The 14,152-nt window shown below is 32.0% G+C and carries 11 protein-coding genes; all 11 read left to right on the top strand.

Annotation, left to right across the window (positions count from 1 at the left end):
- Positions 1-201 precede the first annotated feature (201 nt).
- The 11 genes from AB1349_09745 to AB1349_09695 all read left to right on the top strand — a co-directional run bounded on the left by AB1349_09745 (position 202) and on the right by AB1349_09695 (position 14,072).
- A complete protein-coding gene (locus tag AB1349_09745; GenBank protein ID MEW6557623.1) occupies positions 202-1,329 on the top strand; it encodes an ATP-binding protein in 1,128 nt (375 codons plus the stop codon).
- A gap of 60 nt (positions 1,330-1,389) precedes the next feature.
- Positions 1,390-1,761, top strand: a complete 372-nt coding sequence (locus AB1349_09740; protein ID MEW6557622.1) for a tetratricopeptide repeat protein — start codon at positions 1,390-1,392, stop codon at positions 1,759-1,761.
- 88 nt (positions 1,762-1,849) lie between these two features.
- Positions 1,850-3,007, top strand: a complete 1,158-nt coding sequence (locus AB1349_09735; GenBank protein ID MEW6557621.1) for an AAA family ATPase — start codon at positions 1,850-1,852, stop codon at positions 3,005-3,007.
- 81 nt (positions 3,008-3,088) lie between these two features.
- On the top strand, positions 3,089-4,276 hold the full coding sequence (locus tag AB1349_09730; protein ID MEW6557620.1) for an ATP-binding protein: 1,188 nt from the start codon (positions 3,089-3,091) through the stop codon (positions 4,274-4,276).
- A 3-nt stretch (positions 4,277-4,279) separates the two neighbouring features.
- On the top strand, positions 4,280-6,208 hold the full coding sequence (locus tag AB1349_09725) for a tetratricopeptide repeat protein (GenBank protein ID MEW6557619.1): 1,929 nt from the start codon (positions 4,280-4,282) through the stop codon (positions 6,206-6,208).
- Positions 6,205-7,857 (top strand): tetratricopeptide repeat protein, encoded by a 1,653-nt coding sequence (locus AB1349_09720; GenBank protein ID MEW6557618.1) that lies wholly within the window; start codon positions 6,205-6,207, stop codon positions 7,855-7,857. Before AB1349_09725 ends, AB1349_09720 begins: the two co-directional genes overlap by 4 nt.
- A complete protein-coding gene (locus tag AB1349_09715; protein MEW6557617.1) occupies positions 7,854-8,639 on the top strand; it encodes a hypothetical protein in 786 nt (261 codons plus the stop codon). Before AB1349_09720 ends, AB1349_09715 begins: the two co-directional genes overlap by 4 nt.
- Positions 8,591-9,616: a tetratricopeptide repeat protein gene (locus AB1349_09710; protein ID MEW6557616.1), complete on the top strand. Its 1,026-nt coding sequence runs from the start codon at positions 8,591-8,593 to the stop codon at positions 9,614-9,616. The genes AB1349_09715 and AB1349_09710 overlap by 49 nt, the downstream gene beginning before the upstream one ends.
- A 36-nt stretch (positions 9,617-9,652) precedes the next feature.
- A complete protein-coding gene (locus tag AB1349_09705) occupies positions 9,653-11,803 on the top strand; it encodes a tetratricopeptide repeat protein (protein MEW6557615.1) in 2,151 nt (716 codons plus the stop codon).
- A gap of 2 nt (positions 11,804-11,805) precedes the next feature.
- On the top strand, positions 11,806-13,452 hold the full coding sequence (locus tag AB1349_09700; GenBank protein ID MEW6557614.1) for a glycosyltransferase family 39 protein: 1,647 nt from the start codon (positions 11,806-11,808) through the stop codon (positions 13,450-13,452).
- Positions 13,449-14,072 (top strand): hypothetical protein, encoded by a 624-nt coding sequence (locus AB1349_09695; GenBank protein ID MEW6557613.1) that lies wholly within the window; start codon positions 13,449-13,451, stop codon positions 14,070-14,072. The genes AB1349_09700 and AB1349_09695 overlap by 4 nt, the downstream gene beginning before the upstream one ends.
- Positions 14,073-14,152 lie beyond the last annotated feature (80 nt).

The following is a 14,152-nucleotide window of genomic DNA, read 5'->3' as shown; positions in this document are numbered from 1 at the left end:
TTATAAAACAACATTTTAAACCACAAGATTAACACAAGATTTACACAGATAATTAAAATTTTGATAATTTCTTACTTTTTTAATCTTGTGATAATCTGTGAAATCGTGTGGTTACAAGGTTTTCTTGGCAATACAGGATAATTTTTGTACAATTTATTACACCTTGGGGTTACTAACCTTTAGGTGTAAAAGGTGATTTATATGAATCCGTTTGTTTATGGTGAAGCAATCGCTGAAGCAAACTTTATCAATCGTGAGAAAGAAATCATAGAACTCTCAAGAGATTTAGTAGATAGTCAAAAACTGTTTCTTATCTCTCCAAGACGATATGGAAAAACATCTTTACTTCGCAAAGTAAGCGGTAATCTTAAAAAAAAGAAAGTAAGGGTGGTTTATATTGACCTTTTTAAAAGCCCTTCTTTAGAGCAGTTTGTAGGTTCGTTTGCAAAGGCACTTGCAGAAATTAAATCTGTAAGTTTGGAACAGACAATAAAATTTATTAAAGATTTTATCTCCAGTTTGAGACCACAGTTTACAATTGAACATAATGGTTCTTTTTCTTTAGGGATTGATTCTCTGCCTCCAAAACGTGAAACATATCAAACACTTGAAAATCTATTAGAATATCCTCAAAAATTAGCGAATAAAGAGAAAGTGAAAGTTGTAATAATGTTTGATGAGTTTCAGGAAATATCTAAACTCGGTGGTGAATCATTAGAAAAATTGATTCGTTCAGTTATTCAGCATCAACGAGATGTAGGGTATGTATTTTCCGGGTCTAAAAAAGATACTATGGGTGAAATGGTTACAAAACGGTCTCGTGCATTTTACGGGATTGGTCCGGTGATTTATCTTGAAAAAATTAATGAGCAGAAATGGGTAGAGTATTTAGGAAATACTTTTAAAAAAGGCGGTTTTATCGTCGGTAATTATGTAATAGATAAAATTATTTCTTTGGCTGACAATATTCCTTACTATGTTCAATGTTTTGCGCATGAAATCTGGGATTTATTTTTTGAGAAAAAGAAAATAGAATTGAATGAGGTTGATACAGCGTTGCTTTCAATTGTGCGTAAAAATACACCAACTTATCAAATGTTATGGGACCTTCTTCCTGCAACACAGAGACGGCTTTTACAAGGGCTGGTTATGTCTTCTACAAATAATATATTCGCACAGCAGTTCCTAATAAGGTATCAGTTAAATTCGCCATCATTGGTAAAAAAGTCAATCTCGCTTCTAATAAAAAAGGATATTGTTGAGAAAGAAAATACCAATTATGTTTTTACTGATTTGTGGTTTTCTGTATGGATAAAAAATACATTCTAAAAACCTTGAAAATAAGTGTTTCCGTATCGCTGGTTTTATTGGCTGTTTTGTTTCTTACTTGTGGTAAATCCTTTATCTGCAATCGCATACTTTCATCTTGCTGAAATTTACGAGGCACAAGGTGATATTGAAAAAGCAAAAGAAGATTTTGAAAAATCGGCTGATATCAATCCTGACGATTACATTCCGTTAAACCCACTCGGTATAATTTACAGCCAGAACGGAATGCAGGATGAGGCATTAAAATATCTAAAAAAGGCACTGAAATTAAAACCCGATTCTGTGGAGGTTAACTTTAATGTCGGCTATGCTTACTATTTAAGTTATAGGTACGGTGAGGCATTAAGAATGTTGGAAAGGGTGGTGCAACTTGACCCGAATTACAAAAATGCAAAGTATTTAATCTCGCAGATAAAAGGTCAAGGAAAATAATAATTGGACAAATTGTAAATCCTATTGACAAGTTGTCCAAAATAGATATAATAATTACGGAAATAATAATTCCAAATTTGGACTTAATATGGAAACTATAATACCGAGAATATTTACTCCGCAAAAATACAGTTATTTTCTTTTCGGGCCGCGTGGTACAGGTAAAACCACCTATCTGAAACAAAACTATCCTGATGCTGTTTGGATTGATTTGCTTGAAGCCGATGTTTTTCGGTCATATAGCGCCCACCCTGAACGCCTGGCTGAAATCGTTCTTGCCAATCCGGATAAAAACACCGTTGTAATTGATGAAATCCAAAGAGTTCCGGAATTGTTGAGTGTTGTTCATTTACTTATAGAAAAGAAAATAAAAAAACAGTTTGTCATAACAGGTTCAAGTTCGCGTAAACTTAAAAGAACAGGAACTGATTTGCTTGCAGGACGATTGATAAAAAAAACGATGCATCCTTTTATCGCCGCAGAGTTAGGCAAGAAGTTTAACCTGAATAACGCCTTGAATTATGGTTTATTGCCGATTGTGGTTTCAGCACTGGAGCCGTCCGCCGTCTTAAAGACATATGCAGCCTTATATGTAAGGGAGGAAGTGCAGGCGGAGGGATTGGTTAGAAACATTGGGAATTTTTCGCGATTTCTGGAAGCAGTCAGTTTTTCGCACGGTGCTGTTCTTAATATCACAAATGTTGCCCGCGAGTGCGAAGTTGAAAGAAAAGTTGTTGAGGGATACATAACAATACTTGAGGATTTGTTGTTGGCGTTTCGCCTGCCTGTATTTACCAAGCGCGCAAAAAAGGTTGTTGTATCACATCCAAAATTTTACTTTTTTGATGCTGGCGTCTACCGCTCGCTTCGTCCTGCAGGTCCGTTAGACAAACCTGAGGAAATCAACGGATGTGCGATTGAGGGCTTGGTTGCCCAGCATCTCATTGATTGGAATGCATACAGCGGTGAGAAAAATAACATTTATTTCTGGCGGACATCCTCCGGCTCGGAAGTCGATTTTATTGTTTATGGCGAATCTGTATTCTGGGCGATTGAAGTAAAAAATAGTTTAAAAATTAAACCCGAAGATTTGCGTGCATTAAAAAGCTTCAAGGAAGATTATCCAAAAAGCAGTACCTATCTTCTTTATCGCGGAAAAGAGCGTTTAATGAAAAACGGGATACTATGTCTGCCGTGCGAAGAATTTTTATTAAAACTGAATCCAAAGAATAAAAAAATACTTTAAGATGAAAGCCAGAACTTGCTTGACAAATTTAGTATAATTTTGTAAGATATTGACCAACAAAATTAGCATTTTGAGGGTTAAATGGCAAAAATTTTTCAACGAAAATTGAAATCATTGTTAATCAAAGAAATAGAAAAACCGGGTATCGTATTAGTTTTCGGTATGCGGCAGGTAGGTAAAACCACTTTACTTACGGATATATTCGGCGGACTTAAGGCAGAAAACAAAATCTTTTTGGATATTGAAAATCCGCTTAATCAGAAAATATTTGAAGAGCAAAATTACGATAATATTCTTTCAAATATGAAGCCACTCGGTCTAAACCAAACCCATCGGATGTTCATATTTATTGACGAGATTCAGGTTGCGCCAGAAATTGTAAAACCTGTTAAATATCTCTATGACCATTATAAAATAAAATTTTTTCTCACCGGTTCAAGCAGTTTCTATCTGAAAAATTTATTTCCTGAATCATTAGCAGGCAGAAAAATAATCTACGAACTATATCCATTAGATTTTACAGAATTTCTCATTTTTAAGGAAAGAAAAAAAAGGTTTTCAGATAGTTTTTTACAGAAAGCAAAAAATAAAAATAAAATTGCGTTTGAGACCTATTCAAAACTTTATGACGAGTATTTGAATTTCGGCGGATTCCCGGCAGTTGTAATTGAAGAAGACACTGAACGAAAAAAAATGATACTGGCAGATATTTTTAAGTCATATTTTGAAAAAGATGTTAAGGTACTCGGAGATTTCAAAAACATAAACAATTTCAGAGATATAATTTTACTGCTTGCTGGTAGGACGGGCTCAAAATTGGATATTTCAAAAATCGCATCAGAAATCGGGGTTTCAAGGGAGACAGTTTATTCATATTTAAACTTTTTAGAAAAGACATATTTTGTTTCTTTTGTCAGCCCGTTTTCCAAAAATATAAACGGTGAAGTAAGATGCGCTAAAAAGGTGTATTTCTGCGATACTGGAATGCTGAATTATCTTGGTAAAATTCCAGACGGTACATTATTTGAAAATGCTGTGTTTAATACCCTGAAGAAAGTAGATACTATCAATTACTACCAAAGATACAGAGGTGCAGAGATTGATTTTATACTGAATAAAAAAATTGCCTTTGAAGCAAAAATGAAGTCATCGGATATAGACATAAAGAGATTAAAAAGAATAGTATCAAAGTTGGGCTTAAACGAGTTTTATATTGTTTCAAAATACTTTGATAAGAATACTAATGTTATTTCTGCTCAGGATTTGTAAAATATGTCCCGCAAATATATTTTACTGATATTACTTTTTGGTTTTCTTGTATATTCTAATACACTGAAAAATCCGTATTTGTGGGACGATGGGCTTTTTATACAGAACGGCAATTTTATAAAAAGGTTTGAAAATTGTTGGGTTTTCTTCTCGCCAAAAAACTATTTTAAGTACACGCAGGATTTCACCTACCGCCCTTTACCTTTTTTGCTACATATAGTTAATTACAAAATATGGAACACAAAACCCGTCGGGCACCGTATTACAAATGTCATATTACATATCGCAAATGCTGTTTTGGTCTATTTTCTGGTTCTGTATCTTTTGAAAAATAATTTCGCTGCTTTTTTAAGCGGACTTTTTTTTGTTGTGCATCCTGTAAATACAGAAGTTGTCAATATGGTCTCGTTTGTAGAAACGCAGTTATCAACGCTGTTTTTTCTTTTAGCATTTTTGTTGTATGTATACCTTAGTAGTCGGCAATTAATTGCCGACTACTATTATTACTACCGTTTTTCTGTTCTATGCTTTTTTCTGGCTGTGTTTTGCAAAGAAACCGCAATAACGCTTCCCGCAATTATAATTTTATATGATTTAATTTTACCACGAAAACATTTATTTTACCACGGAAGCACGAAAACACGAAATTTGGACTTTTTTCGGAATTTCGTGTCTTCGTGGTCAAAAAAATATGTTCCATTTTTTGCCGTTGCGGTTTTTTATTTAGTTGTCAGGTTTTTTATATTCAGACATCCGACGGAAGCAACTATAAAATATCCCGGCAATAGTTTTATTACAAATATCAAAGCCATACTCGTTTATTTAAGCGTAGTTTTTTCACCGTTTAATTTAAGCGTTGAACACAATATAAAAGTCCCGACGACATTTTTAGAACCACGGGTAATTTTTGGATTTTCTGTTGTAATAATTTTTTTGGTAATCTCAATTTATGTATATAAAAAATCTACTTTCCTCCGTCCCCATTTTTTCTGGCTACTCTGGATACCAATAACTTTTCTCCCGACTTCAAATATAATCCCGATGCAAAACATAGTTGCAGAAAGATACCTGTATCTACCACTTATAGGGATTTGTGTGTTTGTGGCGGTGTTATTAGATAAAATTGGTAGACGGCAATTAATTGCCGTCTACGGAATGGCGGGCTGTATTGTTATATTATTGGCTGCAATGACGGTTATCCGTAACCGTGACTGGAAAGACGATTGGACATTCTATTTGAAAACGTTGAAACAAAATCCGGACAGCCCAGGCGCAAATATAAACATAGCGATGATGTATGCCAAAAAAAAGGATTTCAATAAAGCGATAGAACATATCAATACCGCTCTTAAAATGGATCCGGATTATGTTGATGGACAAGCCACGCTTGCATCTATTTACCAGGATTTCGGATATTTTGACAAGGCACTTGAAATATATCAAAAAACTGTTTCTGAAAAAAAATATACCTATCACAAGGCGCCGTTTTTTAATCTCGGCGTAATTTACAAAATCAAAAAGCAGTATACAAATGCAATCAAAAATTTTAATAAGGCAATTGAACTTAACCCGCTTTCTTCAATTTCATATTCTCATCTTGCCGAAATTTATGAAACACAGGGCGATATTATTAAAGCCAAAAATTATTTTGAAAAATCGGCTGATATCAATCCTGACGACTATATCGCATTTAATTCAATTGGTATAATCTACATTCAAAAAGGTATGCATAACAGGGCGTTGAAATATCTAAAAAAGGCACTGAAACTGAAGCCCGATTCTGTAGAGATAAATTTTAATATCGGCTACATATATTTCTTGACTTATCGCTACGGTGAAGCATTGAGAATGTTAGAAAAAACACTTCAATTAAACCCGAATTACGAACGAGCAAAGTATCTGATTTCACAGATTGAAGGAACAGAAAGATGATAATAAATAAACATCTGTTGATTATAATTTTCTTGGGATTTCTTATATATTCCAATACGCTTAAAAATCCTTATCTCTGGGATGACAAGTATTTTGTTGAAAAAAACAATTTTATAAAAAGTTTCAAAAATAGCTTGGTATTCTTTTCACCAACCAAATATTTTAAGTATACATATGACCAAACCTACCGTCCTTTACCATTTCTGGTTCATATGGCTAATTACAAAATCTGGAATATAAATTCCGTCGGACACCGTATTACAAATATCATATTACATATCGCTAATGCTGTTCTGATTTATCTGCTGGTTTTTTATATTCTGAAAAACAATTTTGTTGCTTTCTTAAGCGCTCTTTTGTTTGTTGTGCATCCAGTAAATACAGAAGTCGTAAATATGGTCTCGTTTGTAGAAACGCAACTGTCAACGCTGTTTTTTATGTTTTCATTATTTTTTTATATTAAAAAAACCCATATCTCTTATCTTATATCTCCTATCTGTTTTTTTCTTGCTGTTTTTTGTAAAGAAACCGCTGTCACTTTACCTGCTGTGCTCATTTTATATGATTTAATTTTTGACAAAAGCCAAAATAGAAAATCTTTTTCTACTATCTGTCATTCGTCATTCGTTATTCGTTATTTTTTTATTATAGCGGTTTTTTATTTAGTTGTTAGATTCCTGATATTCAGACATCCAACGGAAGCGGCCATAAAATATCCCGGCGACAGTTTCATTACAAATATCTTTGTAATGTTAAAAGCCATACCCGTTTATTTAAGCGTAGTTTTTTTACCGTTTAATTTAAGCGTTGAGTATAACATAGAAATTCCGGCAACTTTATTTCAAGCACCCGTAATTTTCGGGTTTCTGTCGGTAATTGTTTTTGTAGCAATTTTGATTTACACTTATAAAAATTCAAAAAATCTGTTCTTCTGGTTAATGTGGATACCAATAACTTTTTTGCCGACTTCAAACATAATCCCGATGCAAAACATAGTTGCAGAAAGGTATTTGTATCTGCCGCTAATAGGGGTTTGCGTGTTGTTGGCAGTGTTATTAGATAAAATTGGTAGACGGCAATTAATTGCCGTCTACGGATTGGCGGGCTGTATTATCGTATTATTGGCTACAATGACAGTTGTCCGCAATTTAGATTGGAAAGACGATTGGACATTCTATTCAAAAACACTGAAACAAAACCCGGAAAGCCCAAGTGCAAATTTGAGTATGGGTGCAATATATGCTCACAAAAAAGATTTTAAGAACGCAATAGAACTCATAAGTTTTTCACTTCAACTTGACCCGGATAATATAAATGCAAAATGGGCACTTGCTTCAACCTTTTACAAGGCAGGTGAATATGATAAATCTGCAGAACTATTTAAAGAAATGGCACAAGAAAACCAATTTCAATATGGTAAAACACCGTTTATATATCTTGGCTTAATTTATAAAATAAAAAAGGACTACAATAAAGCAATAGAAAATTTTAATAAAGAACTGGTTGTAAATCCTTTATCTGTAAGCGCATACTTTCATCTTGCTGAAATTTATAAAGCACAGGGTGGAAATAGAAATGTTGAAAAAGCAATTGAGTACTACCAGAAATCAATTGAATTAAACCCGAATTATGAAAAAGCAAAAAAATGAACCTAAAGAATAACCGACACTTAAACATCATCTACATTATCTCGATAATAATAATCACAATACTTGTTTATTTACCTTCTTTTAAGGTGCCGTTTATATTAGACGATATAGCTAAAATTGTTGATAATCCAGATATAAGAAACTTTAAAAATTTGAAAACAAAACTTATATATCCTTACAGTAAAAAGCATGTGTGGGAAAGAAATGACCCTTCAAGACCTGTAGTATATTTAACTTTTACCCTGAATTATTTTTTTGGTAAATTGAATCCATTCGGCTACCATCTGGTTAACCTTACTGTCCATATATTTAATGTTATTTTGATATTTATCCTGACAAAAAAAATAATCTCATTTCTTTCCCAATATCCTAATTTCCCAATTTCCCAATTTCAATTTTTCTCTTTTCTTGTAGCATTATTTTTTGCTGTTCATCCCGTAAATACCAGTGCAGTAACATATATCTTTGGTCGGTCTGTAGTTCTGTCAACTTTTTTTTATCTGCTTGCTTTATTATTGTTTATAGAAACAATCAAAAAGTATTCCTTAATCTCTCAATCTCTTAATCTCTCAATCTCTGTCTTATGTTTCATACTGGCACTATTTTCAAGACAAGATGCAGTCACACTTCCAGCGATAATATTGATTTTTGATTGTATTTTTTTGTCTGATTATAAGATATCAGAACTCCTAAAAAAAAGAAATATCATATTCCCTATTGGACAATACTTGTTTTGTTTTTGTTATTTAGATACTTTTATTTTGGTAAAATTGGTGATTTAGAAGCAAGCAATTTACCCAGCCCATTATTGTATTTTATAAATCAAGTTTATATTGTATTAAAATATGTGTGGCTACTTCTTGTTCCTATTGGACTCTGCATTGACCGAGGTTCATATACTCCAGTAAAATCAATATATGAATTTAAATTTTTGATATCAGGAGTAATTATTATTGGAATATTTATATTCACATTGCTTATTTTTAAAAGGAAAAATAACATCTTAAAAATATTACTGTTTTCTATTCTGTTGTTTTTCATTACACTATCACCAACTTCCAGTATTTTGCCGGCTACAAGTGTTATGGTGGATAATCGGTTATATATTTCCGGATTTGGATTTTATCTAATTTTGATTTATTTTTATCTTGGAATAATTAGTCGTCTGAAATATAAGTGGCTTCCGGTAGTTCCCGTTTTTTATTTTTTATTCCTTGGCATAACAACATATAAAAGAAATCAAGTTTTTCAACAACCTGTACTTTTATGGGAAGAGGTTATTACTAAATATCCTCATTCAAGAGCATACTATAATGTCGGTATCTTTTACTTACGGCAGAAAGAATATAATAAAGCATATCAGTTTCTTCAGAAAGCTATTGAAATGGATCCAAATTCTAAATATGCATATAATGCACTTGGCACTTTATATTGCGATCAAAAGAATTATAATAAAGCAATTCAATTATATCAAACATCTATCAAAATAGATCCAGATTATGCATTAGCACATTATAATCTTGGTGTTGTATATCACAAACAAAAGAAATATAATAAAGCAATTGAAAAGTATCAAGAAGCAATTAAACTAAATCCAACTTTTGAAAAAGCATATTCTAATCTCGGGGTATTATACTATACTCAAAAAAAGTATAATAATGCATTAGAACAACTTAAAATTGCATTAGACTTGTTTCCTGACGATCAACAGGCTAAAAAGGCAATAAATATCATTAAATCTCTAAAAATATCAGAATAATTTCAGCCATAACATTTGTATCAGTAATATCACATTATGTTAGAACGAATATCAAAGTATATCCTTATTTTTCTGTCGTTTGTGCTGCTTATTTCATTTCTTATTAGAAAGGTAACTGATTTTGATATCTGGTGGCATCTTAAGACAGGCGAATATATCATCAAAAATCATACCATCCCGCATTCTGATATTTTTTCCTACACAGCATCAAAAAAGGAATGGATTGATTCGCAATGGCTTTTTCAGGTAATTGCATATAAAGTTTACGAATTCACAGGTATAAATGGTCTAATTTTTATGCAAGCGTTTATCATATCAATCACATTACTGTTTTTATTCAAAATTTTCTATCAACCAAAAAATTATCTTGTCGCTGTTTTTATATTTTTATTAACGGTATTAACCGTCAACGAACGATTTTTAATCCGTCCTGAAATGTTCAGTTTTTTGTTTATTGCTTTATTCTTTTTTATTTTGGACTTATACAAACAAGGACATAGTGAAAATACTATCTTCTTACTGCCTTTTATACAACTATTATGGGTAAATATACATTCTCTGTTTTTCGTTGGGAATGTGATATTATTTATCTATATCATAGCAGCGATTATTGACAAAAAGATAGTATCCCAATTCAGGACCGATGCTGTATTACTATCTAACAGGCAGATTATTAAATTAGCAATCGTTGGAGTTCTTGTAATTCTTGTCGGTTTTTTGAATCCATACACTATAAGAGGTTTTTTGTTTCCTTTATTTCTGTTCAAAGAAATATCTACAACAACAATATATAAAGAAATAATTACTGAATTCCAGCCGCCTTTTTCAGGGCATTATGAAAACAGTATAATACTTTTTTACAAAATATTTATAGTTTGTTCTTTTCTCAGTATTGTATTAAATATCAAAAAAATAGATACCGCGCAAATTTTGTTATATGTTTCGTTCCTGGTTCTTTCAGTACTTGCTCGTCGTAATATCGCATTGTTTGCATTGATATCAGCACCGATAACAATTAACAATTTAAACAATCTATCTTCTTTTTTCTTGAGAAAAACAAAAATAAGGATAATAGTATCATTATTATTATGTATTCTCATACTAAAAATTATTATGTCTGTTGTGTCTAATAGATACTATATTTCAGAAGGAAATTTAACTCAAACTGGTTTGGGTGTCTCGGAGTATTCTTATCCGGAAAAAGCACTTGAGTTTGTCAAAAATATCGGGTATAATGGAAACATATTTAACGATTCAAAGTCCGGTGGATATTTTATATGGAAATGCTATCCTGCAATAAAAGTTTTTATAGATGGTAGACTTGAAGTTTATGGAGAAGAATTTTTTGTTTTTAGGGAGCAGATTCTTGAAAAATCTAAACCGTGGAAAGAACTGGAAACCAGATATAATATAGATTGTATTATTATATGTCATTATTCTCGTGAGGCGAAATGTTTATTATTTGACCTTTATAGAAATAAAGATTGGGATATTGTGTTTTTAGACGAGAATGCATCCGTATTCCTAAAAAAAATACCAAAAAATAAGGCAGTTATTGATAAGTATCACATTGATTTACAGAAATATATTGTTAAAGGATACGAAGATTCCATTTATGGATGTTTCAGCTTGGCTGGTTTTTATCTTAAAATCGGATTATACAAAAAAGCAGAACAGGAATATAAGAGATTGGTTATAAAATACCCAGAATATAGTATGATATATTTCAATCTTGGTTTGGCGTATAAACGAACGGGAAAAAACGAATTAGCAAACGAAAATTTCCAAAAAACTTTAGAATTTAATCCCTGGTGGAACAAGGCAAATCAGCATATTTATTATACATCGGCATATTATATCGCTAACTTCTATTACAACTCAAAACAGACCGATTTGGCAATGAAATACTATGTGAAAGCAATAAATCTGGGTTCTACCTATCCGGAAAATTATTATAATTTAGCAAAAATCTATTTTCACAAAGGCGCTCCCAAACAGGCAGTTAAAGTATATAGACGACTATTAAAGAAAAAACCAAATGATTCTACAGCATATCTTAATTTAGGAATCGCTTATTTCAAACTTCATAATCATAAAAAAGCAAAAAAACAATTTGAGAAAGTATTAGAAATAGAACCGGATAACAAAAAAGCATTAGAATATCTGTCTGAACTTGATGTCTATTAAACATGGTTATTTCATTAACAACATTTTTCAACAAAAAATTAATTGACTATTTTACATGGCTTGCAGTTATTAGTATTATATTATTAACTGCTACTATCCGTTTACGGCTATTGAGCATCCCACTTGATAGAGATGAAGGAACGTATGCGTATATAGCAGATCTTCTACTTAAAGGCAACCCACCTTATACGCAGGCATACGCAACACGATTCCCAGGTATCTATTATGTTTATGCATTTTTTTTCTTGTTATTTGGTCAGAATTCTTTATCTATCCATCTGGGGCTGTTGATTGCAAATGCAGTTAGCGTACTGCTGATATTTCTAATTGGGAAACATTTATTTGTCCGATGGACTGGTATAATAGCAGGTGCGGTATATGCTATTATCACGCTTAATCCAACAGGATTAGGATTTTCAGCTGAATCAGAACATTTTGTGGTCTTGCTATCAACATCTGCTATCTTAGTAATGTTAATCGCTATAGATTCTAACCGTTTATTCCACTTCTTTCTTTGTGGAATACTTTTTGGTTTAATGGCACTGCTAAAACAAAATAGCATAATTATATTTTTGTCTTCTATGGTATATATCATTTTTGTTTTTTTAAAGAAAGAAATTCTACCACGAAAAAAAATGGCTACAAATGTCTTAATAATCCTTGCAGGATTTATTATACCCATAACTATTATTTGTATTTATTTTATTTATAAAGATAATTTTGGTAAATTCTTTTTCTGGACAATAACATATGTAAAATATCATACTTTTGGAATATCTCTTATTCAAGGATTAGAGAATTTTTTATCAGTGTTACCACTTGTAATTCCTTCATCATTATTGTTGGTTTATTTTGCAATGCTGGTTGGAGTAGCGTCATTTTTTGTAGATAAAGATATCAGAATTCATCTGCCTTTTATTTCACTGTTTACATTCGGCTTATTTCTATCAATCTGCACGCCTGGTTTATATTTCAGACCTCATTATTTTATTGTTTTCCTTCCTGCCGTGGCTGTTCTATCAGGATTGGGAATTGTCTTTATATATAAGCTTCTGGCTGAGATAAAAAAACCAGCATCTGCTCTATTTGTATCTGTAGTGTTTACAATTATTATGTTAATCTTACCATTGATAAAAGAAAGGAAATTTTTGTTTTGTATGACTCCTGATGAAGCATGCCGAAGAATCTATATAGGTAACCCATTTCCTGAATCACTTAAAATTGCAGATTACATAAAAAAACATACAACTGAAAATGATAGAATTGCTATTATTGGTTCGGAACCACAAATTTATTTCTATTCGGATAGAAATTCGGCAACGAAATATACTTGTATCCATAGGGTCGTTGATACAAACGAAGTTGCATTACAAATGCAGAAAGAATTGATAACTGAAATTGAGTCTGCAAAACCTAAATATTTAATCTTTGCTAATGTTATAACATCATGGTTTGATGTTTCAAATCAATCAAATAAACCAATTTTAGATTGGGCAGTAAACTTTTTGGAGAAACATTATAATCTTGATGGTATAATTGATATTCTTTCAAACGAAACACCAGAATTAACCGTATATAAATGGGGGAGTGAAGCAGTGAACTATTCGCCACGCTCAAATTGTTTCCTGTGTGTATTCAAAAAGAAATGATGAACAAATATTTTAAACTTTTCTTAATAAGTTTCACAGCACTTTTTTTAGAGATTGCGTGTATAAGATGGTTCAATTCCAATGTGGTAATGATTTCTTATTTTTCAAATTTTGTGCTGTTGGCATGTTTTTTAGGTACGGGTATTGGATTACTTTTAAGCACAAAAGAAACCAATTATATTGTCTTTTTTCCGTCAATCTTTTTAATACTGTGCGTGATATTCTTAAAAGTTATTATAAGTATAGATGTTAATTCTGATATTAGCGTGTACTTTACGGGTCCCGGGGTATCTAAAGGCATACCGCTTTACAGTGCAAGCGCCTGGTGGTTTTTACCGATAGTATTCATATTAACTACAACGATGTTTATTTCTTTTGGTCAGGAAATTGGACGGGCTTTTGAGCACTTAAAACCGCTTGAAGCGTACATAGTGAACATTTCCGGTTCTATCTTGGGTGTTACATTGTTTACCATTATGTCATTTTTTAACAGCCCAGCAATTATCTGGTTTATTATCGTATTCATTCCTGTTACATTGTATCTTTACCGAAAAATACTCTTTGTTTTTAATGTATTTACTGTAGTTTGGCAAATTTCCCATTTCTCTAATGAGAAATAGGGTGGTCTGATTCATCAGACACGCTTGCTAATAAATGCTGAGACATATTATAAAGGAACCTATAAAAAATTGACGTGAAA

Source organism: Elusimicrobiota bacterium (assembly GCA_040757695.1).
In the GTDB taxonomy this organism is placed as follows: domain Bacteria; phylum Elusimicrobiota; class UBA8919; order UBA8919; family UBA8919; genus JBFLWK01.
Note: the sequence above shows the minus strand (reverse complement) of the source record. Positions and strands in the feature narration are given on the sequence as shown.